Source organism: Mesorhizobium sp. LEGMi-168a, assembly GCF_058312955.1.
This window is the reverse complement of sequence record NZ_JBZEGV010000015.1, coordinates 49,871-70,928: the sequence shown is the minus strand read 5'-3', so window position 1 is coordinate 70,928 and position 21,058 is coordinate 49,871. Positions and strand designations below refer to the sequence as shown.

Genomic DNA, 21,058 nt, shown 5'->3' with positions numbered 1-21,058 from the left:
AAGCCATGAGAGCCGTGAGGCTGGAAGCAATCGGCAGCATCGCGCTTCGCGAGGTCGAGAAACCTTCGCCGGGGCCGGAGGATGTCCTGGTGCGGATCGAGGTCTGCGGCGTCTGCGGCACCGACAGGCACCTGTTCCTCGGCGAGTTTCCGTCGAAGCCGCCGGTGACGCTCGGCCACGAGTTCTGCGGCATCGTCGAGGCCGTCGGAGAGGCTGTCGCCGATATCGCCGTCGGCGACCGCGTCACCGGCGATCCCAATATTTCCTGCGGGCGCTGCAGCCATTGCCGCGCCGGCCGCGTCAATCTGTGCAGCAATCTGAGAGCCATCGGCATCCATCGCGACGGCGGTTTCGCCGACTATGTCGTGATGCCGCAAAACCAGGCTTTCCGCCTGCCCGCCAATCTCAACCCGACGCATGGCGCCTTCTGCGAGCCGCTGGCCTGCTGCCTGCATGGCGTCGATCTCGCCGCCATCAAACCGGGCGCCTCGGTGGTGGTGCTTGGCGGCGGCGTCATCGGGCTGCTCACGGTGCAATTGGCGAAGCTGGCGGGCGCCGCGACCATCATCCTGTCGACCAGGCAGGCCTCGCGCCGGGCGCTGGCCGAGGAGCTCGGCGCGACCGCGACGATCGACCCCAGCGCCGCCGATCCCATCGAGGCCATCGCCGGAACAGCCGGCCTGGTGCCGGGCGGCGTCGACGTGGTGCTCGAATGCGCGGGCGTACCCGATACCGTCCAGCAATCCATGCGGCTGGCCAAGTCCGGCGGAACGGTGGTGATCGTCGGCGTGATGCCGCAAGGCGATAAAGTGGCCTTCGAGCCCTTCGACATCCTGTTCCGCGAGTTGAAGGTGCTCGGTTCCTTCCTCAATCCCTTCACCCACCGGCGCGCCGCGGACCTTGTCGCGTCGGGCGCGATCGAGATCGACAAGCTGATTTCGAGGCAGGTCAGCCTCGAGGAGGCGCCGCAGGTGATCTCGAACCCCGCGGCCCCGGGCGAGATCAAGGTGCTGGTGGTGCCGGGTCCGGGCTGAAGTCTTGCAACGTTGGCGATTGGCGAAACCGTCGACGAGAGCGCCCCTCTCCCCGTCACTATACGGGGAGAGGATGCCGGCAGGCAGGTGAGGGGCGGCGCCAACGTCGGATGGGTAAGGCTAGACCGAGGCTACGGCCCTAGTCGACTAATCGCCGAAGCCGGCACCGCCCCTCATCCCCCTGCCGGGACCTTCTCCCCGTATAGTGACGGGGAGAAGGGACTAATCCTCGCCTACAGCTTGCCGTTGCGCTGCTGCACCATCATGAAGGTGTCGTAATTGTATTCGGCGACCTGGGCCCAGAGATAGTGCTCCTTGCGGAAACCCTTGATCGAGTCCCAGATCTTCTTGAACGGCGCGTTGTTGGCTTCCATTTCGGCATAGACTTCGTTGGCCTTTTCGAAGCAAGCCGCCATGATTTCCTGGCTGAAAGGCGCCAGCTTGGCGCCGCCGGCCACCAGCCGCTTCACCGCCGCCGGGTTGAGATAGTCGTATTTCTGCAGCATGTTGGCGTCGGCGGCCTGCGCGGCCGTATGCACCAGCGACTTGTAGGCCGGCGACAATTCCTCGTATTTGGCCTTGTTGAACATCAGATGCACGGTCGGGCCGCCTTCCCACCAGCCGGGATAGTAGTAGTGGGGCGCGACCTTATAGAAGCCGAGCTTCTCGTCGTCATAGGGGCCGACCCATTCGGCGGCGTCGATCGTGCCCTTCTCCAGCGCCGGATAGATGTCGCCGCCGGCGATCTGCTGCGGCACAACGCCGAGTTTCTGCACCACCTTGCCGGCGAAGCCGCCGATGCGCATCTTGAGGCCGGAAAGATCGGCCACGGTGTTGATCTGCTTGCGGAACCAGCCGCCCATCTGCACGCCGGTGTTGCCGCCGGGCAGGCCGAACAACCCTTGCGTGGCCAGGAACTCGTTGAACAGGTCGATGCCGCCGCCATGGTAGTGCCAGGCATTCATGCCGCGCGCGTTGAGCGAGAACGGCACCGCCGCACCCAGCGCCCAGGTCGGGTCCTTGCCCCAATAATAGTATGCCACCGTATGGCAGGCCTCGACGGTGCCGGCGGCGGTGGCGTCGGCGGCCTGCAGGCCGGGCACCAGCTCGCCCGAGGCAAAGACCTGGACCTGGAAATTGCCGTCGGTCGCTTCCGACAGCATCTTGGAGAAGACTTCCGCGCCGCCATAGATCGTGTCGAGCGATTTCGGGAAGGACGATGCCAGCCGCCAGGTCACTTTCGGATTGGATTGGGCTATCGCCGGCGTGGCAAGCGCAGCGGCCGCCGCCGCAACGCCGACACCGGACGCACCGGCCTTGCGGATGAATGAACGACGATCCATGCAATTTCCTCCCATTTAAATCAACAGACCGACTTACAGGCATCCTCGCTGCCCCGGTCGGCTGCGCGAAACAATACACGGGCAAGGTGTCGAGTCCAGCATCGCGGGCAACGTGCAACTATAGTCTAACGTGAACCGCCGTGGCCCAGCCGGAACGGCGAAACTTGCCATGGCAAAGCGCCTTCGGATCGCCTATTTTGTAGGCAGAATAATTCGTTAGCTCTCAATGGAAACCGTATCCAAAATGCAGCAGCCGCTCGTTGCCGTCTCGACCGATGTCCGCCAGTTCGACAACTACACCTGGCATGCCGCGCCGCAGCAATATATCGAGGCTGCGATCGCCGGCGCCGGCGTTTTCCCGCTGCTGGTGCCCTCCTTCGGCGACCGGCTCGACTTCGACGAGCTGCTGTCCTCGGTCGACGGCGTCATGGTCACGGGTTCGAAGTCCAATGTGCATCCCTCGCTCTATGGCGGCGACCCCAGCGAGGCCAACGGCCCTTACGATCCCGCGCGCGATTCGACCACGCTGCCGCTGATCCGCAAGGCGATCGAGCGCGGCGTGCCGCTGCTTGCCATCTGCCGCGGCATCCAGGAGCTGAACGTGGCGCTCGGCGGCACCCTGGGCACCGAGATCCAGGAGCGCGAGGGCTCACTCGATCACCGCGCGCCGGTGAGCGACAATCAGGACGAGCGCTTCGGCATCCACCAGGCGATTTCGATCAAGCCCGGAAGCTGCCTCGCAGGCGTGTTCGGCGCCGGTGAAATCAAGGTCAACTCGCTGCATCGCCAGGCGATCGACCGGCTCGGCTCCAAGCTGCAGGTCGAGGCTCTAGCCACCGACGGCACGATCGAGGCGGTCTCGGTCAAGGACGCCCGCGCTTTCGCTGTCGGTGTGCAGTGGCACCCGGAATATTGGGTGAAGTCGGACAGCAACTCCGCCAAGATCTTCCGCGCCTTCGGCGACGCCGTGCGCCTGCACGCGGCGGCAAAGGCCGGGGCGCGCGCGGCGGCGGAATAAACCCGCCAGCCAAGCAGTTCCGTGGTTACTCGTCGTTGTTCAGCGACAGCAGCGGCATGGCCGGCGCGTAGGACTCGTAGCCGTCGCCATCGGCGATGCTGAAAGTGACCATCGGATCAGTGCCGTTCACGCTGAAGGCGACCGAGCCATCGGCCTGCTCGCGCCAGAATTTCACGCGTTCGATGCCGGGCATCAACTTGCGGCAGTTCGGCGCGACGCGGAGCAGCGACAAGCCGTCCGATACCTGAGCGCCGCGCTGGACGGCGCAGGCCGCTTCGTCACCATTGGCCGTCAGCCGATAGGCGCCGGATGGGGCAGCTTCTTCGGCCGCGCTCTGGCCATCGCCGCCATTCAGGAACTGCGCGCCCCCGAACAACGCAACCGACGCAACCAACCCGGCCAACAGCTTCACTCTGCCTCTCCGTACAAAGCGCGTCGCGCGCTGTTGCCTCTGGTCCATGCATGTCGCCGTCCGCGAACTTAGGCGACATGCATAATGAAGTATGCACAATGATTCCGAATGGTTAACCAGGCGCTAATGATGCGGCTTGTCAGGCGCGCGGCTTGACGCTGATGGTCTCCGGCACCGGGGTCAGCGGCCGGCGCTCGCCGAACCAGGAGAGCAGATTGTCGACGCAGAGATCAGCCATGGCCCGGCGGGTGTGGTCCGACGCCGAGCCGACATGCGGCAGGAGCGAGGTGTTGGGCGCATCGAGCAGGGCCTGGGGCACATTCGGTTCGTCGGCAAACACATCGAGCCCGGCGGCGGCGATTGCGCCACTCTCGAGGGCGGCGGCCAGCGCCACCTCATCCACCGTGCTGCCGCGGCCGATATTGACGAAGACGCCGTTCGAACCCAGCGCCGACAGGATCTCGGCATTGATGGCCTTCTCCGTCGATGCACCGCCCGGGGCGATACAAATCAGCGTATCGACTGCCTCGGCCAGGCCCTTCAGCGTCGCATGGTACTCGTAAGATAGGCCCTCGACCTTGCGGCGGTTGTGGTAGGCGATCGGCAGGCCGAAGGCCTCAATACGGTGCGCGACGGCAAGGCCGATGCGACCCATACCGAAGATGCCGACACGTCGGCCACGCAAGGTGAGCCGGCTCAGGCGATAATTGCCCTTCTTCACCCAGTCGCCGTCGCGCAGCCATTTCTCGGCGGCATACATTTCCCGGACCGTGTTGATCAACAGGCCGATCGTGGTGTCGGCGACCTCTTCGGTCAGCACGTCCGGCGTGTTGGTGACCATCACGCCGCGCTTGGCCGCGTGACCGGCGTCGACCGAATCATAGCCGACGCCGAAATTGGCGATGATTTCGAGATTGGGCAGCGCATCGATCATGGCCGCGTTGATGCCGCCGAAGCAGGCGATGCCGCGCACCGCTTCACGCATCTCGCCGGTAACCAGCGACGGGTCGGCGCGCTCGATCCGCACACGCTGGAACGCCTTGTCGATCCGGCCGATCGCATGGTCGTTGAAATGCCCCGGCACCAGGATGGCGACCGGGAGCTTCGCTTCGGCTTTTGTCATTGACGCACCACCGGCTTGCCGGTGGACTGGCGCACGTGCAGCTCCGGCTTGATCAGTTCCTGCGAGGGCCGCACGGCCTGCCCGTTCAGCTTGTCGAGCAGCGCGCTGGCGGCGCGGCGGCCGACCTCGCGCTGGCCATTCCAGACCGTTGTCAATGCCGGAGTTGCGATTGCGGCCTCCTCGAGATCGTCATAGCCGGTGACCGAGATGTCGACGCCCGGCACGAGGCCAGCCCGCGCAATGCCGTTCATCAGCCCGATGGCGACGAGATCATTCCAGCAGCAGGCGGCGGTGGGCTTGTCTTTCAGCGCCAAAAACTGTCCTGCGGCCTCGAAACCGGCCTGCTTGGTGCGCGGGCCGGCGATGCGCCAGGACGGCTTGACCTCCAGCCCTGCGGCCTCCATGGCGTGGACATAGCCCTGGTAGCGGTCGCGGCCGGTCGAGGTCTGGTCGGTGCCGCCGATCATGGCGATGCGCTTGTGGCCGAGCGAGATCAGGTGGTTGGTGGCAAGGCCGGTGCCATAGGCGTCGTCGCCGCGAAACACCGGAACGCCGGCGCCCTCGACCGTGCGCGCGATCAGCACCGCCGGCAGGCCGTTTTCCTCGGCCATGATGATATCCTCGGCCGGCGTGCCGATGGCCGGCGACATGATGACGCCGTCGGCGCCGAGCTGCAGCAGCGTGTCGATGAAAGTGCGCTGCTTTTCGAGCTGGTCGTAATGGTTGGACAGGATGAAGGTCTGGCGGCTGCGGTCGAGCTCGCTTTCGATCGAGCGCAGGATCTCGGCGAAGAACGGGTTCATGATGTCGTGCACGACGACGCCGACAATGCCGGAGCGCGAGGTGCGCAGTGAGGCGGCGCGGCGGTTGTAGATATAGCCGATGGCGCGGGCATGCTCCTTGATGCGATCGCGCGTAGAGCCGGCGACCAGCGGGCTGTCGCGCAGCGCCAGCGATACCGTTGCCGTGGAAACGCCGAGCGCATCCGCGATCGTCGAAAGCTTGATCTTTTGTGCCAGCGCCCTTCGCTCCCTAGAGCATGATGCCGAAAAGTGTGAAGCGGTTTTCGGGCGACATCATGCTCTATCTCTTTGATTTCAGAGCCGGTTGTTTTTATGGCGAGGGCGGAAATCATACGGCTCCGGGGTGCTCGCAAAAACGTCTTTAAACTTTTTAAATGCGGCCTTATGCCACTGATCGGAGGCAAATCAAAGTTTTTTCGCCAGGGTCTCCGCCTCGGTGTCCAGCGAGGCGGAATTGCGCAGCCGCAGCCTGTGCTCGCGGTGGATAATGTAGAGGCCGCTGGCGACGATAATGGCCGCTCCAAGCAGCGTCCAGCGGTCGGGAAGCTGGTGGAAGATCAGCCAGCCGGAAATGATCATCCACACCATCTGCGAATAGGGGTAGGGCGCGAGAGCCGTCGTCGTCGCCAAGCGATAGGCCTGGACCAGCAGCCAATGGCCGCCGGCGCCGAACACGCCGAGCATCAGCAGGATGAGCCAGTGCCAGCCGTCCTGCGGCAGCGCATGCGAGAAGGGCAGCATCGGCACAAGCAGCACCGCGGGCGCCAGCGCCGAAAACAGGATCAGGCTCTCGGACGTCTCGGTCGCCGACATGCGCCGCGTCATGATGACGTAAAAGGAGTTCGACAGCATCGAGCCGAGCGCGAAGAGATGGCCGATGCCGAACACGCCGACGCCGGGCCGGGTGATGATCAAAACGCCGACGAAACCGGTGAGGATCGCCAGCCAGCGCCGCCAGCCCGCCCATTCGCCGAGCAGCGGCCCGGCCAATGCGGTGATCACCATCGGGCCGAAGAAATAGATCGAGGTGGTTTCGGCAAGCTGCAGCGTTCTCAACGCCAGGATGTTGAACATGGTCGAGCCGAAAAGCAGGCATCCGCGCAGGATGTGCGCCGGCAGGTTGTTGGCGCGAAAGCGCGACGGTTCGCGCCAGCCGCGCAGGAAGACGCCGACGAGCAGGACATGGACGGTGAAGCGGGTCCAGGCGACGATCAGCGCCGAGACGCCGGCGAGCACCAGATATTTGCTCGAGGTGTCGAGAAAGGTGAAGCAGACATAGACGCAAAGCATCAACAGCATCGCCGCGGGCGGCGTTGCGCTGTCGTCGTGGGTTTTGGGAACACTCAAGGTAGGGCCGAGGAAAAGCTAGATGCACCCCTTTTGCGGCAACTACCGCCCGCCAGCAAGCCAAAAGCGACTGGCCCAACAAGCGCCCAGGACAGGCTTAGAGTGTACCGCCGTTTGCGATTAGCCAGGACGGTCCCCGTGTTCCTCACCCTGGGGCGGAGCAAGGAGCGAAGCGACGCGCGCAGACCCCAGGATCCATCGAAGCTTCGCAGCAGTGCAGAATTCTGCTCCATTGCATTCCTCGGCGAGCGTTACGGCATGGATCCTCGGGTCAAGCCCGAGGATGACGAAGCTGAGAGGCAACAGCCAATCTCGGAGCGTTCGCGATATCCCTCGCACGAATGGTCAAACAGCCGGCAGGAGCATCCTTCCGGCCATTCAGGCATGCATGCGGGCGCCCTTGGTGATCTTGTCGACCAGCTTCTTCTCCGCGCGCAGCGCGATGCCGACCATCCTGGCGTCGTCCGGCGCGAATTCGGCGAAGACGGCGCGGTTTGCCACGTCATGGCCGGTCGAGAACATCTCCTCGACATAGGCCGATGTCGTCACGCCGCGCTCCAGGGCCCGGCGGTGGATGATGCTGAGCGTCGGCGCGTCCGCCGACAGCACGATGACGGGCTGGATCGATAACGGATTGAAGAGATTGCCGGCGCGATCGCGGTAAGGCTCGCCGATGATCCGGGGGAACTGCGCGACGATGCCGCTGGTCAGGAAAGCGGTGACGTTGAGCTTCTGCCAGACGGCAAGGTCTTCCCTCAGAACGATTGCAAATTTCGTGTCGAACACCAAAATTGAGACTCCGGATGAGCCAGGAAGGCATGTGATGGCGCACGGTCTAGGCAATGAGGCGCTGGAAGGTCTTGAACGTTCGTGCGCTGAGGACGACCGGATCGTTTCGGCGCCTGGCGCCACCGGCATCGAGCGCATCGAGGCGCGCTTCCACGGCAATGCCTTCGAGCTGCACCGCCACGACACCTATGCCATCGGCGTGACGCTCGATGGCGTGCAGCGCTTCCACTATCGGGGCGCGGTGAAGCACAGCCTGCCCGGCCAGGTGATCGTGCTGCATCCCGACGAATTGCACGACGGCGGCGCCGGCACCGAGGACGGCCTGCGCTACAGGATCCTCTATCTGGAACCGTCGCTGCTCTCCGACTGCCTCAATGGCGCGCCACTGCCTTTCGTGCGCGATGCCGTGGTGAGCGATCCGGACTTGCGCGACACGCTGCTGTCGGCCCTGACGCCGCTCGACGAGGAGCTCGACGATTTGTTCGTCGCCGATTTCATTGCGCAGCTGGCGCGACAATTGAAGCGCCATGCCGGACAGCCGGCAAAACCGATGGGCAAGACGGCCTGGCGGGCGGCGGCACTTGCCCGCGACTATCTGGAAGAAAATGCCGAACGGCCGGTGCGCTCCGACGAGCTGGAAGCCGTCACCGGCCTCGACCGCTATGCGCTGTCACGCCATTTCCGGGCGACCTATTCGACCAGCCCGCATCGCTTCCTGTTGATGCGTCGGCTGCAAAGGGCGCGGCGCATGATCGAGATGGGGGAGCCGCTGGCCGAAACAGCCGTTGCGGCCGGCTTCAGCGACCAGAGCCATTTCAACCGGCATTTCAAGAAGGCGTTCGGGCTGACGCCGGGACGCTGGGCGGCGCTGGTAAGCGCGACGCGCAGCGTCGTCGCTCAATCACGAGACGTCCGGTGATAGCGCTCAGGCGCGACGCGCAGCGTCGTCGCCCTTTCCGCTAGGCTGCCTATGCTTGGGTGGCGCGTGAAGCGGTTAAGCGACGATGCTGCGCATCGCGCTTTCGATGCTCGAGACGACGCTAACGCGTCGCTCGTGGGTCAGCAACGTCTCGCGGTTGAGCGACGATGCTGCGCATCGCGCTTACGCGTCGCAGCGAGACGACGCTGCGCGTCGCTCGTTAATCATCCAGCTCGGCGTCGTCGTCCAGGAGGACCAACTCCTCGTTGGAGAGGTTCGCCTCGACGCGGGCGAGCAGCTTGAACAGCGCCTTCTGGTCCTTCTTGTCGAGGCCCTTCAGCGCCTGCTTCTCGGTCTTCTTGACCGATTTCTCGATGGCGCGGATGGTCTCGCGGCCGGTATCGGTCAGGAAGATGTGAGCCTGGCGGGCATCGGCGTTGGAGGCGCGCTTTTCGAGGAAACCCTGCGCCTGCAGCCGGTTGATGGTCTTGGTGATGGTCGGCGGGCGCACGCCCAGCTTGCCGGCGAGATTGCCTGGGGTCTGGCCGTCCTCCCGGTCGAGCGCCAGCATGATCTGGTCCTGGCCAGCATAGAAGCCGTGCGCCAGAAGCCGCGCCGCAAGCGCCGTTCGCGCCAGCCGCGCCGCCGAATGCAGCCGGCTCATTGTCGCTGTCTTATCCGCCTTGGCCATGGTCATTCCCTCTTCGGCCGAACCGGCACGGGCAGCATAGTGGCTGTCCGGCGGCTGGCAAATGACGATTTAATGAGACCGGCTTGCAGAACGCTTTGCCGGCAAGCATTGCGGTGCCCGCGCAGGTGATGCCAGATGTTTATTTCAGTTAGATGACAAACGACTTTTGGCCCTGCGGGATTCACATCGGAAAGTTCGCAAAGGTCAGATAACGCCTGCGCGGCTCCTCCGATCGGCCGCCTTGATCACCACCATTTTCACCCTCGGCGCCCGCTCCGATCGGCGGGCGGCTGGCCTATCGGTTTGGCGCGTGCAAAAGCGCGGCTCACACCCTATATGAGGCCGACAAAATCCTTTGAGGCACAGATTTTTCGAGGCAAGCCATGAGCGATGCACAGACGCAGATCCCCGTAACCGTCCTCACCGGCTATCTCGGCGCGGGCAAGACGACGCTGCTCAACCGCATCCTGTCGGAGAACCACGGCAGGCGTTACGCGGTCATCGTCAACGAGTTCGGCGAGATCGGCATCGACAACGACCTGATCGTCGAATCCGACGAGGAAATCTACGAGATGAACAACGGCTGCGTGTGCTGCACGGTGCGCGGCGACCTGATCCGCGTCGTCGAAGGCCTGATGCGTCGCCCCGGCCGCTTCGACGCCATCGTCGTCGAGACGACAGGCCTCGCCGATCCTGTGCCCGTGGCGCAGACCTTCTTCATGGACGACGACGTGCGCTCCAAGACCAAGCTCGACGCGGTGGTGGCGCTGGTCGACGCCAAGCACCTGCCGCTGCGGCTCAAGGATTCCAAGGAGGCCGAGGACCAGATCGCCTTCGCCGACGTGGTGGTGCTGAACAAGACCGATCTCGTCACCGCCGAAGAGCTCGAAAAGGTCGAGGCGACGATCCGCGCCATCAACCCCGCGGCCAGGATCCACCGCACTGAGCGCGCCGGCGTGGCGCTGGGCGAGGTGCTTGACCGCGGCGCCTTCGACCTGTCCCGCGCGCTGGAGAACGACCCGCATTTCCTCGAGGCGCACGACCACGATCACGACCACCACGATCATGACGGTCACGATCATCACCATCACGACCATGCGTCCGATATCCATGACGTGACGGTCAAGTCGGTGTCGCTGCGCGGCGGCGAGATGGATCCGAAGAAGTTCTTCCCCTGGATCGAGAAGGTGACCCAGATGGAGGGTCCGAACATCCTGCGGCTAAAGGGCATCATCGCGCTCAAGGGCGACGACGACCGCTATGTCCTGCAGGGCGTGCACATGATCCTCGAAGGCGACCACCAGCGCGCCTGGAAGGAGGGCGAAAAGCACGAAAGCCGGCTGGTGTTCATCGGCCGCGACCTCGATGAAGAGCGGCTCAGGAAGAGCTTTGAAGCCTGCCAGGCGGCTTGATTTCCGCCCTTTTCGTCTCCCCTTGTGGGAGAAGGTGGATTGGCGCAGCGCCAAGACGGTTGAGGGGTGGGTGACGGATTGCCGTCATTGCCCAGCTGGAGCACCCCTCATCCGACCTCGCTTCGCGAGGCCACCTTCTCCCACAAGGGGAGAAGGGAGAGCCGCAACGCAGCACCTCCCAACAGCGATCCGATGCGGGTTGAGACCCATCGCTTAACCCCTTAAGGGGAAGGGCAGAAATCTCGAACGGACCAGCCCTCATGCCCACAGTCGCCCCGCTTGATCTCGAAGGCCATTGCGTCGCCGCCGTCTTCCTTGGCGACGTGCCGCATTTCGCTTTAGCCGACGGCACGGTCCACCGGCTCGACAATGGGCAAAAGACGGTGCAGGCCAATGATGGGCTGCTCGCCGCTTTCCACGACGCGGCCAACGACCGGCTGATCACCGGCGGCGAGGACGGCAAGGTGTTTGCCGTCAAGGCCGGCGGCGAAGTGGTGGAACTCGCCGGCGCCGGGAAAAAATGGATCACCAGCGTCGCCGCCGGGCCGCAAGGCGCGATCGCCTATGCGTCGGGCAAGACCGCCTTCGTGCGTTTCGCCGACGGCAAGACCAAGGAATTTTCGCATCCGCGCTCGGTCGAAGGGCTCGCCTTCTCGCCCAAGGGCATGCGCTTCGCCGTCGCCCGCTACAATGGCGCGACGCTGCATTTCCCGGCGGCCGAGGGCAAGCCTGTCGAGCTCGAATGGCCCGGTGCCCACACCGGCATCACTTTTTCGCCGGACGGCGCTTTCCTCATCACCACCATGCAGGAGAACGCGCTGCATGGCTGGAAGCTCGCCGACGGCAAGCACATGCGCATGAGCGGCTATCCCGGCAAGGTCAAAAGCCTGTCGTGGTCGCCCAAGGGCAAATGGCTGGCGAGCTCCGGCGCGCCGGCGGCGATCGTCTGGCCGTTCGCCAGCAAGGATGGTCCCATGGGCAAGGCGCCCCTGGAACTCGGCACGCGCGGCAACACCATGGTCACCTGCGTCGCCTGTCATCCCAACCAGGAAGTGACGGCAATCGGCTATGAGGACGGCATGGTGATCGCGGCGCGCTTTGCCGATGCCAAGGAAGTGCTGCTGCGCCGCCCCGGCAAAGGCGCGATCACGTCGATGATGTGGGACAAGGAAGAGCGCCGCATCGTCTTCGGAAGTGCGGCCGGCGATTGCGGCGTCATCGATATCACTGCTTAGGGGAGTAAGGGAGTAGGGGAATAGGGGAGTAGGTTAGGCCCGGGCAGGTGAACTGCCCCACCTACTCCCCTACTCCCCTACGGCCTGATCCAACGCCTGTCCCCTGTACGGCCAATTGCGATTGCGCAAGCCGGCTGGTTAGAGTGCCGCGCAACCAAGAGGGGCCTACATGCATTCAATCGACCATTCGTCCATCGGCGGCATCAGTGCCGCCCGCATCGCCGAGCTGCGCGAGACGGAAGCGGCGGCCTTCCGCAAGGCGCGGCCGAAATCGGAAGCCAAGGTAGGCAACGGCATCGCCGGCTTCCTCGGCGGCGTGCCGATGCACTGGATGACCGATTGGCCGACGCCGTTCCCAATCCTGGTCGATGGCGCGAAAGGCGCCACCATCACCGATATCGACGGCAACAAGCTCGACGATTTCTGCCTCGGCGATACGGGCTCGATGCTTGGCCATTCGCCGCCGGCGGTCGCCCGCGCCATCCGCCGGCAGGCCGGGCGCGGGTTGACCTATATGCTGCCCAGCGAAGACGCGCTGGCGATCGGCCCGCTCTTGCAGCAGCGCTTCGGCCTGCCCTACTGGCAGATCGCCACCACCGCCACCGACGCCAACCGCTTCGCGCTGCGCGTCGCCCGCGCGGTGACGGGCCGCGAAAAGATTCTGGTTTTCAACGGCTGCTATCACGGCTCGGTCGACGAGACGATGGTGCGGCTGATCGACGGCAAGCCGGTCAACCGGCCGGGACTGGCGGGCGAATTCCGCGATCTGACACGGGCCACGAAGATCGTCGAGTTCAACGATATCCCTGCGCTGGAGGCGGCGCTTGGCGATCGCGACGTCGCCTGCGTCATCACCGAGCCGGTGCTGACCAATTCCTGCATGGTTCTGCCGGAGCTCGGTTTCCACGACGCGCTGCGGCGCCTCGCCCGCGCCGCCGGCACGCTGCTTCTGATCGACGAGACGCACACCATCTCCACCGGCCCCGGCGGCTATACGCGGAAGCACGGGCTGGAACCCGACCTGTTCGTGCTCGGCAAGCCGGTGGCCGGCGGCGTGCCGGCAAGCATCTGGGGCATGAGCGAGGAGGTCGCCACACGCTACGGCGCCTACCGGACGAAGGAGCCCGGCTATTCCGGCATGGGCACGACATTGTCGGCCAATCCGCTGCAATTCGCGGCGATGCGCGCCACGCTGGAAGAGGTGATGACGGAGGAGGCCTATGCCCATATGGACCGGCTGGCGCGCCGCCTCGATGCCGGTCTCAGCGCCGTCATCGACCGCTATCATTTGCCCTGGCACGTCGCACGGGTCGGCGCCCGCGTCGAGTTCATCTGCGCGCCCGGCCCGCTCCGGAACGGCGGCGAGGCGGAGAAGGCGCATGCGCCCGAGCTCGAAGCCGCCATCCATGTCGCGCTGGTCAATCGCGGCGTGCTGATCGCGCCGTTCCACAACATGATGCTGATCTCGCCGGCGACGACGGCCGCGCAAGTGAGCCGGCTGATTGCCGCTTTCGCCGCGGTTGCGGCGAGGCTTACGGCGTGAGACAAGCAGTTGGAAGAATGGCGGCCATGGACAATCCGAACACAGTTGCGACATCGCCTTCCGGCTCGACGCCCGCCGAGGCGAAAGCCTTTCTCGACGCCCATCCCGAGATCGAGGCCTTCGACATCGTGCTCACCGACGCCAATGGCATCGGCCGCGGCAAGATCGTGCGCCGGCACGAGCTGAAGGGCATTTTCGAGAACGGGCGGCACATGCCGATCTCGATCCTCGGCCTCGACATCACCGGCGAGGACGTGCACGAGACCGGGCTGATCTGGGACAGCGGCGACGGCGACCTCAGGGCCTGGCCGATTCCCGGCACTTTGGTGCCGCTTTACGGCACGCAGCCGCCGCGCGGCCAGGTGCTGATGGCGATGTATCATCTCGACGGCCAGCCGATGTCGTCGGACCCGCGACTGGCGCTGGCAAGGCAAGTGGAATTGCTGGCGGCACGCGGCCTGCATCCGGCCGGCGCCTTCGAGCTGGAGTTTTTTCTCCTCGCCAACGAGCGCGACGCCGATGGCAAGGTGCTACCAGCGCGCGCCGTTCTGGACGGCCGCCGCTCGGGCAAGACGGAAGTCTATTCGGTCGACCACCTGCACGGCATGGAGCCGCTGTTTTCCGACATTTACGCTGCTGCCAAGGCGCAAGGCATCCCGGCCGAGACGGTCATTTCCGAATACGCGCCCGGCCAGTACGAGCTGACGCTCAACTACCGCAAGGACGTGATGCGGGCGGCGGACGACCTCGTCATGCTGAAGCGTCTGGTCAGGGCGCAGGCACGCCGGCACGGCGTCACCGCCTGCTTCATGGCCAAGCCTATCGAGACCTATGCCGGCTCAGGCATGCATTTCCACGTCTCGCTGCAGGATGACGCCGGCCGAAACGTCTTCACCGAAGCGCAAGGCGAGAAATGGTCGCCAAGCCTGCTCAAGGCGCTTGGCGGCCTGATCCACACCATGGCGGAATCGATGCTGGTGTTTGCGCCGCATGCCAATTCATGGCGGCGCTTCGTTTCCCAATCCTATGCTCCGGTGGCGCCGACCTGGGGTGTCAACAACCGGTCGGTGGCGCTGCGCGTGCCGGCGGGCGACGCGAGGAACCGCCGCATCGAACATCGGCCATCCGGCGTCGACGCCAACCCTTATCTGGTCGCGGCGACGGTGCTCGCCGGCATCGTCAAGGGCCTGGACGAAGGGCTGGACCCCGGCCCGGAAACGACCGGCAACGGCTACGAGAAAGCAACGCAAGCGTCGACCATGCCGGCCGACTGGCGCGCCGCGATCGAGGCGGCCAGGCACTCCGATTTCCTGAAAGCGGCGCTCGGCCCCGATCTGCACCGGACCTTCGTGGCCATCAAGCAGGCGGAATATCTGCGCGTCGCCCGCACCGTCAGCGAGTTGGACTACCACCTCTATCTGCACGAGGTGTGAGGATCGGGTGTTCATCACGATCCATCCTTCGCTCATTCTGCGCATCCGCGAACCGGCGGACAAGGACGCCGAGCGGGCGCGGTTCCTCAAGGATATGCTGAAGGTGAAGAAGCTGATGGCTGCCTAGGCCGGACGGAACGCAAAGTAAGATCTGTAGCGATCCTTCGCGCCCCCCCTCTGTCCTGCCGGACATCTCCCCCACTTGGGGGGAGATCGGCCGTCGCCGCTGCTTTCGCCAATCTCCCACGTCGCACCAATCTCCAGCGCCGCTGATGTAAGCGAGAGCGCGAAACTGCCAATCTCCCCCCTTGTGGGGAGATGTCCGGCAGGACAGAGGGGGGCGCTGTCCCGCGGCGTCTCAAAGCTTCTCTACCGCAGCAGCGCCAAAGGAACCAAAGATCTTCGCGACGGAGCTTCGCTCTGGGATGACTATGTTGGAGAGCTTCGGAGCTACCTGACCAGGATGGCCCTGAGGTCATTCACGTTCGTTCCGGTCGGTCCCGGCACAAACAGGTCCCCTACCGCATTGAACGCCGTCCAGGCATTGTTGCCGGCGAGCATCGCCTTGGCGTCGACACCCGCCGCGCGCATGCGCGACACCGTCGAACCGTCGGCGAAGGCGCCTGCATTGTTTTCCGAGCCGTCGATGCCGTCGGTGTCGGCGGCCAGGGCATAGATGCCTTCCAGGCCACCAATGCCGATGGCGAAGGCAAGCAGGAATTCGGAGTTACGGCCGCCCTTGCCTTTTGCCCGCAGCGTCACCGTCGTCTCGCCGCCGGACAGGATCAGCACTGGTTTCTTGAAAGGCCGGTTGCGCGTGGCCACCTCGCGCGCGATCGCGGCATGGACGCCGCCGACCTCGCGCGCCTCGCCCTCGATCGAATCCGACAGGATGACGGCCTCGATGCCTTGCCGCTTCGCTTCGGCAGCCGCAGCTTCCAGCGAGACGCCGGCCGAGGCGATCAAATGCACTTCATTGCCGGCAAAGCGGGGATCGTCCGGACGCGGCGCGTCGGCGGCCGGCGAATTGATATGCGCCATCACGGCTGCCGGCAGCTTCATGCCATAGGCGGCGATCGAAGCCAGCGCATCCGCGCGGCTGCCGGTGTCGGGAACTGTCGGGCCTGATGCAACCAACGCCGGATTGTCGCCGGGGATGTCGGAGACGACCAGCGACACCACCCTGGCCGGATGCGCGGCGGCGGCCAGGCGCCCGCCCTTGATGGTCGAGACATGCTTGCGGATGGTGTTCATGGCCGCGATCGGCGCGCCGGAGGCAAGCAGCGCCTCGTTGACGGCGATCTCGTCGGCCAGAGTCAGACCGGGAGCGGGCGACGGCAGCAGCGCCGAGCCGCCGCCCGAGATCAGCGCCACGACCAGATCGTCGGCAGTCAGCCCACGCACTTTCTCCAGCAGCCGGCGCGACGCCTCGAGGCCCGCTTCATCCGGCACCGGATGCGCCGCCTCGATGATTTCGATGCGCTCGCATCTGGCGCCATAGCCGTAGCGGGTGACGACCAGCCCGTCGATCGGACCGTCCCAGACTTTCTCGAAGGCAGCCGCCATCTGCGCCGAGCCCTTTCCTGCGCCGATGACGATGGTGCGGCCCTTCGGTTTCGCCGGCAAATGATCGCGGATCGTCTTTTCCGGATCGGCGGCGGCGACGGCCGCGTTGAAGATCGCGGTAAGGAAGGCTTTGGGATCGGTCATTTTTCCTCTGGCGGCAGCGCTAATTGTTTCCGATCAGCGCCGAGATAGGCACAGAGCGCATCGACCACGACGCCGTGGTCTTCCCGCTCGGGCAGGCCCGAGACGGCGATCACACCAATGACGCCGGCGCCCCTCACGGTGACGGGAAAGCCGCCGCCGGCAAGCACATAGTCGGCAATATCCAGCCCCTCACCGACCTTGAAGGTGCGATCGGGCCGCTGCTGCTCCAGCACCATGCGGTAGGTGCTTCTCAGGAACCGCCTTACCACATTGATCTTGCGCCGCGCCCAGTCCGGATTGGAGGCATTGGAGCCCGGCATCGCGGCATAGAACAGCGGCCGGTCGAAGCTCCTGATGTCGACGATGATCGGCAGGTCTTCCTTGAGCGCCCGGTCCCGGATCGCCGAGCCGATCTCGAAGGCCACGGCCTCGTCGAAAGCCGGGAAAACCAGCGTGGCTTCCTGTTTCTTGATCAGAGCGATGTCGTCGGCGGCAGCCATGGCGTTCCCCTGTCAATCGTCGACGCACGCTTTGGCCGATGGCTGACGCGGGGTCAAGCGAAGAGCGCATCAATCTATGCGACAATCGCGCTCTTCGCCGGCCGGCCCGCCACATAGACCTCGCGCACGGCGCGATCGTCGCCCAGCGTCTGCAACAGGAAGAGCTCTTCCGCCAGCGTCTCCACCGTCTCCATCCTCAGCCGCATCGCCGGCGTGGCGTGGGCATCGAGCACGACGATGTCGGCATCGGTGCCTTCGTCCAGCGTGCCGACCTTGTCGGCCACCGACAACGCCTCGGCGTTGCCGCGCGTCAACTGCCAGTAGGACTGGAACGGGTTCAGCTTCTCGCCGTTCAGCGCGATCACCTTGTAGCCCTCGTCCATGGTGCGCAGCATCGAATAGTTGGTGCCGCCGCCGACATCGGTCGCCGCCGCGATCCGGAGCGGCTTTTCGCGCCGGCGGTAGCGCTGGTAGTCGAACAGGCCGGAGCCGAGGAAAAGGTTGGAGGTGGGGCAGAACACCGCCACCGAGCCCGTTTCCGACAGAGCATCCGCCTCGCGTTCCGACAGATGGATGCAGTGGCCGAACAGGCTTTTCCTGCCCAGCAGGCCGTAGTGCTCGTAAACGTCGGTGTAGTCGCGCGACCAGGGGTAGAGTTCCTGCGTGAAGGCGATCTCGGCGTGGTTCTCCGACAGATGCGTCTGCATGTGGAGATCGGGATGTTCGCGGCAGAGCGCGCCGGCCATTTCCATCTGCTCTGGCGAGGAGGTGATGGCGAAGCGCGGCGTGATGGCATAGAGCTGGCGGCCTTTGCCGTGCCATTCGGCAATCAGCGCCTTGCTGTCGTCATAGCCGCCCTGCGGCGTGTCGAGCACGCCGTCGGGCGCGTTGCGGTCCATCATCACCTTGCCGGCGATGTTGAGCATGTTGCGGTCGTGCGACTCGGCGAAGAAGGCTTCGGCTGACGATTTGTGCACCGAGCAATAGGCGACGACCGTCGTCGTGCCCTGGCGCAGCATTTCGTCGAGGAACAGCCTGGCGATGCGGCGGCCGTGCTGCGCGTTCTGGAATTTCGACTCTTCGGGAAAAGTGTATTTGTTCAGCCAGTCGAGCAGCTCGGCGCCGTAGGACGCGATGATCTGCATCTGCGGAACATGCACATGCGCGTCGATGAAGCCCGGCAGGATGAGGTGCGGGCGATGGTCGATCGTCTCGACCTCGGCCCCGGCTTTCTTTGCGACCTTGGCATAAGGACCGGCGGCAATGATCTTGCCGCCGTCGATCAATAGCCCGCCGTCCTCCTCGTAGCGCCAGGCGGAATGGTCGTCTATCGTTTCGGGCCAGCGCAGGAAGGAGAGCGTGCGGCCGCGCAGGAGTTTTGATGTCATGCTTACTTTCCGGCGCCTTCGAACCAGGCCACCAAAAGGGCTCGTTCCTGGTCGGTTATCTGGGTGACGTTGGCGGGCGGCATGGCATGCGCCCGGCCGGCCTGCAGATAGATCTCGCGGGCATGCTCGGCGATGCGCGCGTCGGTGTCGAGCAGCACGCCCTTCGGCGCGTGATAGATGCCTTCGTAGACCGGTTCCTCGGTATGGCACATCGAGCAGCGGCCGAGCACGGTGTCGCGCACGGCGGGAAAGTGCGCCGAAGCCATATAGATCTGGGCCGCGGCGGACGCGGCGGAGGTCCTCGGCTCGCCGGTCAGCACCTTCGGCACCGTCGACAGCCAGATGATGATCACGAACAGAACGGCGGCGCCGAGCCAGGTCCAGGTCGGGTTGCCTTTGCGCGCATGCACCGTGTTGAAATAGTGCCGGATCAAGACGCCGATGATGAAGACCAGCGAGGCGATGACCCAATTGAACTCGGTGCCGAAGGCCAGCGGGTAGTGGTTCGACAGCATCAGGAACAGGACCGGCAAGGTCAGGTAGTTGTTATGCAGCGAGCGCTGCTTGGCGATCTTGCCATATTTCGGGTCCGGCTTGCGGCCGGCGATGAGGTCAGCGACGACGATCTTCTGGTTCGGGATGATGACCATGAAGACATTGGCGGACATGATCGTGGCGGTGATGGCGCCGAGATGCAGGAAGGCGGCGCGGCCGGTGAAGAGGTGCGTCAGCCCCCAGGCGATGAACACCAGCACGCAATAGAGGACCAGCATCAGGCCGGTGTCGCTTTTGCCGAGCGGCGAACGGCACAAGAGGTCATAGACGATCCAGCCGACGCCGATGGTCGCCAGCGACAGCAGGATGCCGACCGGCACCGAGATGTTGAGCACGTTGGGATCGATCAGGAACAGGTCTGCGCCGGCATAATAGACCACGCAGAGCATGGCGAAGCCCGACAGCCAGGTAGCGTAGGATTCCCATTTGAACCAGGTGAGGTGCTCCGGCATCTCGGCCGGCGCCACCAGATATTTCTGGATGTGGTAGAAGCCGCCGCCATGCACCTGCCATTCCTCGCCGAACGCGCCGGCGGGCAGGCCGGGACGCTGGCGCAGGCCGAGATCGAGGGCGACGAAATAGAAAGACGAGCCGATCCAGGCGATGCCGGTGATGACATGCAGCCAGCGGACCGCAAAACTCAGCCAGTCCCAGAAAATCGCAAAATCCATCATCGAGTCGCCCCTGGGAAATCGTCCCTGCCGATCAGGCGACTTTACGGTCTGGAACGCAAACGAAAAGAGGCGAGGCGCGCGATGACTTTCAAAAAAAAATGGAAAATACTAGGCTCACTGCACGCAATCGTTTGAGAGCCACGAAGCCGCATGGCCTATCTCGACAACATCGCCGTCTTCGTCCGCGTCGTCGAGCTCGGCAACCTGTCGGCGGCCGGTCGCGACATGCGCATTTCGCCGGCGGTCGCCTCCAACCGCATCAAGGAGTTGGAGAAGCATCTGGGCGTCAGGCTGTTCAACCGCACGACAAGGCAATTGATGCCGACCGAGCACGGCACGGTGTTCTACACCGGCGCCAAGCAGGTGCTGGACGCGATCACCGACGCGGAAGCCGCGGTGGCGGCGCTTTCCGGCCAGCCGCGCGGCACGATCAAGGTGACGGCGCCGCTCGGTCTCGGCCGGCGGCTGATCGCCTCCGGCATTCCCGACTTCCACGACAAATACCCCGATATCGAGGTGCGGCTGAGGCTCTCCGACCATAATGTCGACATCATGAAGGAAGGCATCGACGTCGCCTTCCGCCTCGGCATCATCGAGGATTCGAGCCTCAGGATGCGCGGCATCATGGAATGCGAGCGCGTGCTGGTGGCGGCGCCGAAATATCTGGAAGCGCGCGGCGAGCCGATCGAGCCGCAGGAGCTGATCGGCAAGAAGCATGACTGCCTGATGCTGCGCTACGCCGGCACACGCGAATTCGTCTGGACGCTGCAGACGCCGACCGGGGTGCAGAAACTCGAAGTGCACGGGCCTTACGACACCGACGACGGCGACGTGCTGACCGGCTGGGCATTGTCGGGCCGCGGCATCATCAACAAGCCGCGCTTCGAGGTGGAACCCTTCATCCGCGACCAGCGGCTGAAAGTGATCCTGGCCAAGACGCCGCCGACCCCGGTGCAGTTCGCCGCCGTCTATCCGCACAAGAAGCTGCAGGACCCGAAGGTGCGCCTGCTGCTCGACTTCATGGCCGATCGCTGCCAGCGGCTGATCAAGGATATCTTGGCCGGCAAGTGATGGGCCGGTAGCGTTGCGTCGCGATTGGCCGAAGCCTCCGTGACATCGTCATCCACGG

The 21,058-nt window shown here is 64.7% G+C and carries 19 protein-coding genes and 1 pseudogene; 9 read left to right on the top strand and 11 right to left on the bottom strand.

Annotated elements, in window-relative coordinates; genetic code table 11:
- Positions 1-5: 5 nt before the first annotated feature.
- Positions 6-1,034, top strand: coding sequence for a zinc-dependent alcohol dehydrogenase family protein (locus AC4FWB_RS19860; RefSeq protein ID WP_491027958.1), 1,029 nt, complete (start codon positions 6-8; stop codon positions 1,032-1,034).
- Between the two features lie 233 nt (positions 1,035-1,267).
- Here AC4FWB_RS19860 and AC4FWB_RS19855 read toward each other — a convergent pair whose 3' ends face one another.
- Positions 1,268-2,377: a TRAP transporter substrate-binding protein gene (locus tag AC4FWB_RS19855; protein WP_491027957.1), complete on the bottom strand. Its 1,110-nt coding sequence runs from the start codon at positions 2,375-2,377 to the stop codon at positions 1,268-1,270.
- Positions 2,378-2,621: 244 nt separating this feature from the next.
- Here AC4FWB_RS19855 and AC4FWB_RS19850 point away from each other — a divergent pair, with 244 nt between their 5' ends.
- Positions 2,622-3,395 carry a gamma-glutamyl-gamma-aminobutyrate hydrolase family protein gene (locus AC4FWB_RS19850; protein ID WP_491027956.1) on the top strand — a complete coding sequence of 258 codons (774 nt, stop codon included), beginning with the start codon at positions 2,622-2,624 and terminating at the stop codon, positions 3,393-3,395.
- Positions 3,396-3,420: 25 nt separating this feature from the next.
- Here the strand turns inward: AC4FWB_RS19850 and AC4FWB_RS19845 are convergent, their stop codons facing one another.
- From AC4FWB_RS19845 to AC4FWB_RS19825, 5 genes are all read right to left on the bottom strand, one after another.
- The gene (locus AC4FWB_RS19845) at positions 3,421-3,807 is read right to left on the bottom strand and encodes a hypothetical protein (RefSeq protein ID WP_491027955.1); all 387 of its coding nucleotides are present in this window, start codon (positions 3,805-3,807) and stop codon (positions 3,421-3,423) included.
- 139 nt (positions 3,808-3,946) lie between these two features.
- A complete protein-coding gene (locus tag AC4FWB_RS19840) occupies positions 3,947-4,930 on the bottom strand; it encodes a 2-hydroxyacid dehydrogenase (RefSeq protein WP_491027954.1) in 984 nt (327 codons plus the stop codon).
- Entirely contained in the window at positions 4,927-5,949 is a 1,023-nt protein-coding gene (locus tag AC4FWB_RS19835; protein WP_491028038.1) for a LacI family DNA-binding transcriptional regulator, read from the bottom strand. The genes AC4FWB_RS19840 and AC4FWB_RS19835 overlap by 4 nt, the downstream gene beginning before the upstream one ends.
- A gap of 189 nt (positions 5,950-6,138) precedes the next feature.
- Positions 6,139-7,023: a DMT family transporter gene (locus AC4FWB_RS19830; protein WP_491028037.1), complete on the bottom strand. Its 885-nt coding sequence runs from the start codon at positions 7,021-7,023 to the stop codon at positions 6,139-6,141.
- Positions 7,024-7,458: 435 nt separating this feature from the next.
- Entirely contained in the window at positions 7,459-7,866 is a 408-nt protein-coding gene (locus tag AC4FWB_RS19825; protein ID WP_491027953.1) for a DUF2000 family protein, read from the bottom strand.
- 37 nt (positions 7,867-7,903) lie between these two features.
- Here AC4FWB_RS19825 and AC4FWB_RS19820 point away from each other — a divergent pair, with 37 nt between their 5' ends.
- A complete protein-coding gene (locus AC4FWB_RS19820) occupies positions 7,904-8,788 on the top strand; it encodes an AraC family transcriptional regulator (protein ID WP_491027952.1) in 885 nt (294 codons plus the stop codon).
- 220 nt (positions 8,789-9,008) lie between these two features.
- Here AC4FWB_RS19820 and AC4FWB_RS19815 read toward each other — a convergent pair whose 3' ends face one another.
- Positions 9,009-9,479: a MarR family winged helix-turn-helix transcriptional regulator gene (locus AC4FWB_RS19815; protein WP_491027951.1), complete on the bottom strand. Its 471-nt coding sequence runs from the start codon at positions 9,477-9,479 to the stop codon at positions 9,009-9,011.
- Between the two features lie 383 nt (positions 9,480-9,862).
- Between AC4FWB_RS19815 and AC4FWB_RS19810 the strand changes: the two genes are divergently transcribed.
- The 5 genes and pseudogenes from AC4FWB_RS19810 to AC4FWB_RS19790 form a co-directional block, all read left to right on the top strand.
- Positions 9,863-10,891 carry a CobW family GTP-binding protein gene (locus AC4FWB_RS19810; RefSeq protein ID WP_491027950.1) on the top strand — a complete coding sequence of 343 codons (1,029 nt, stop codon included), beginning with the start codon at positions 9,863-9,865 and terminating at the stop codon, positions 10,889-10,891.
- A 260-nt stretch (positions 10,892-11,151) separates the two neighbouring features.
- Positions 11,152-12,126 carry a WD40 repeat domain-containing protein gene (locus AC4FWB_RS19805; protein WP_491027949.1) on the top strand — a complete coding sequence of 325 codons (975 nt, stop codon included), beginning with the start codon at positions 11,152-11,154 and terminating at the stop codon, positions 12,124-12,126.
- 169 nt (positions 12,127-12,295) lie between these two features.
- On the top strand, positions 12,296-13,669 hold the full coding sequence (locus AC4FWB_RS19800; protein ID WP_491027948.1) for an aspartate aminotransferase family protein: 1,374 nt from the start codon (positions 12,296-12,298) through the stop codon (positions 13,667-13,669).
- Between the two features lie 26 nt (positions 13,670-13,695).
- Positions 13,696-15,102, top strand: coding sequence for a glutamine synthetase family protein (locus tag AC4FWB_RS19795; protein ID WP_491027947.1), 1,407 nt, complete (start codon positions 13,696-13,698; stop codon positions 15,100-15,102).
- 7 nt (positions 15,103-15,109) lie between these two features.
- Positions 15,110-15,229, top strand: a pseudogene (locus AC4FWB_RS19790) (UdgX family uracil-DNA binding protein); the annotation flags it as partial.
- Positions 15,230-15,552: 323 nt separating this feature from the next.
- Here AC4FWB_RS19790 and AC4FWB_RS19785 read toward each other — a convergent pair.
- From AC4FWB_RS19785 to AC4FWB_RS19770, 4 genes are all read right to left on the bottom strand, one after another.
- Positions 15,553-16,812 (bottom strand): glycerate kinase type-2 family protein, encoded by a 1,260-nt coding sequence (locus AC4FWB_RS19785; protein WP_491027946.1) that lies wholly within the window; start codon positions 16,810-16,812, stop codon positions 15,553-15,555.
- The gene (locus AC4FWB_RS19780) at positions 16,809-17,312 is read right to left on the bottom strand and encodes a heme-degrading domain-containing protein (protein WP_491027945.1); all 504 of its coding nucleotides are present in this window, start codon (positions 17,310-17,312) and stop codon (positions 16,809-16,811) included. Before AC4FWB_RS19780 ends, AC4FWB_RS19785 begins: the two co-directional genes overlap by 4 nt.
- 74 nt (positions 17,313-17,386) lie before the next feature.
- Positions 17,387-18,700 (bottom strand): guanine deaminase, encoded by a 1,314-nt coding sequence (guaD, locus tag AC4FWB_RS19775; protein WP_491027944.1) that lies wholly within the window; start codon positions 18,698-18,700, stop codon positions 17,387-17,389.
- Positions 18,701-18,702: 2 nt separating this feature from the next.
- Entirely contained in the window at positions 18,703-19,929 is a 1,227-nt protein-coding gene (locus AC4FWB_RS19770; RefSeq protein WP_491027943.1) for a urate hydroxylase PuuD, read from the bottom strand.
- Positions 19,930-20,079: 150 nt separating this feature from the next.
- Here AC4FWB_RS19770 and AC4FWB_RS19765 point away from each other — a divergent pair, with 150 nt between their 5' ends.
- Complete coding sequence (locus tag AC4FWB_RS19765; RefSeq protein WP_491027942.1) at positions 20,080-21,000, top strand: LysR family transcriptional regulator; 921 nt, start codon at positions 20,080-20,082, stop codon at positions 20,998-21,000.
- Positions 21,001-21,058: the final 58 nt, after the last annotated feature.

Excerpts from the sequence above, each read along its gene's own strand:
- AC4FWB_RS19765 (WP_491027942.1), top strand. The coding sequence starts at position 20,080 with ATGGCCTATCTCGACAACATCGCCGTCTTCGTCCGCGTCGTCGAGCTC.
- AC4FWB_RS19840 (WP_491027954.1), bottom strand. The coding sequence starts at position 4,930 with ATGACAAAAGCCGAAGCGAAGCTCCCGGTCGCCATCCTGGTGCCGGGG.
- AC4FWB_RS19805 (WP_491027949.1), top strand. The coding sequence starts at position 11,152 with ATGCCCACAGTCGCCCCGCTTGATCTCGAAGGCCATTGCGTCGCCGCC.
- guaD (WP_491027944.1), bottom strand. The coding sequence starts at position 18,700 with ATGACATCAAAACTCCTGCGCGGCCGCACGCTCTCCTTCCTGCGCTGG.
- AC4FWB_RS19815 (WP_491027951.1), bottom strand. The coding sequence starts at position 9,479 with ATGGCCAAGGCGGATAAGACAGCGACAATGAGCCGGCTGCATTCGGCG.
- AC4FWB_RS19795 (WP_491027947.1), top strand. The coding sequence starts at position 13,696 with ATGGACAATCCGAACACAGTTGCGACATCGCCTTCCGGCTCGACGCCC.
- AC4FWB_RS19830 (WP_491028037.1), bottom strand. The coding sequence starts at position 7,023 with ATGCTTTGCGTCTATGTCTGCTTCACCTTTCTCGACACCTCGAGCAAA.
- AC4FWB_RS19810 (WP_491027950.1), top strand. The coding sequence starts at position 9,863 with ATGAGCGATGCACAGACGCAGATCCCCGTAACCGTCCTCACCGGCTAT.
- AC4FWB_RS19780 (WP_491027945.1), bottom strand. The coding sequence starts at position 17,312 with ATGGCTGCCGCCGACGACATCGCTCTGATCAAGAAACAGGAAGCCACG.
- AC4FWB_RS19850 (WP_491027956.1), top strand. The coding sequence starts at position 2,622 with ATGCAGCAGCCGCTCGTTGCCGTCTCGACCGATGTCCGCCAGTTCGAC.
- AC4FWB_RS19860 (WP_491027958.1), top strand. The coding sequence starts at position 6 with ATGAGAGCCGTGAGGCTGGAAGCAATCGGCAGCATCGCGCTTCGCGAG.
- AC4FWB_RS19785 (WP_491027946.1), bottom strand. The coding sequence starts at position 16,812 with ATGACCGATCCCAAAGCCTTCCTTACCGCGATCTTCAACGCGGCCGTC.
- AC4FWB_RS19770 (WP_491027943.1), bottom strand. The coding sequence starts at position 19,929 with ATGATGGATTTTGCGATTTTCTGGGACTGGCTGAGTTTTGCGGTCCGC.
- AC4FWB_RS19800 (WP_491027948.1), top strand. The coding sequence starts at position 12,296 with ATGCATTCAATCGACCATTCGTCCATCGGCGGCATCAGTGCCGCCCGC.
- AC4FWB_RS19855 (WP_491027957.1), bottom strand. The coding sequence starts at position 2,377 with ATGGATCGTCGTTCATTCATCCGCAAGGCCGGTGCGTCCGGTGTCGGC.
- AC4FWB_RS19820 (WP_491027952.1), top strand. The coding sequence starts at position 7,904 with ATGGCGCACGGTCTAGGCAATGAGGCGCTGGAAGGTCTTGAACGTTCG.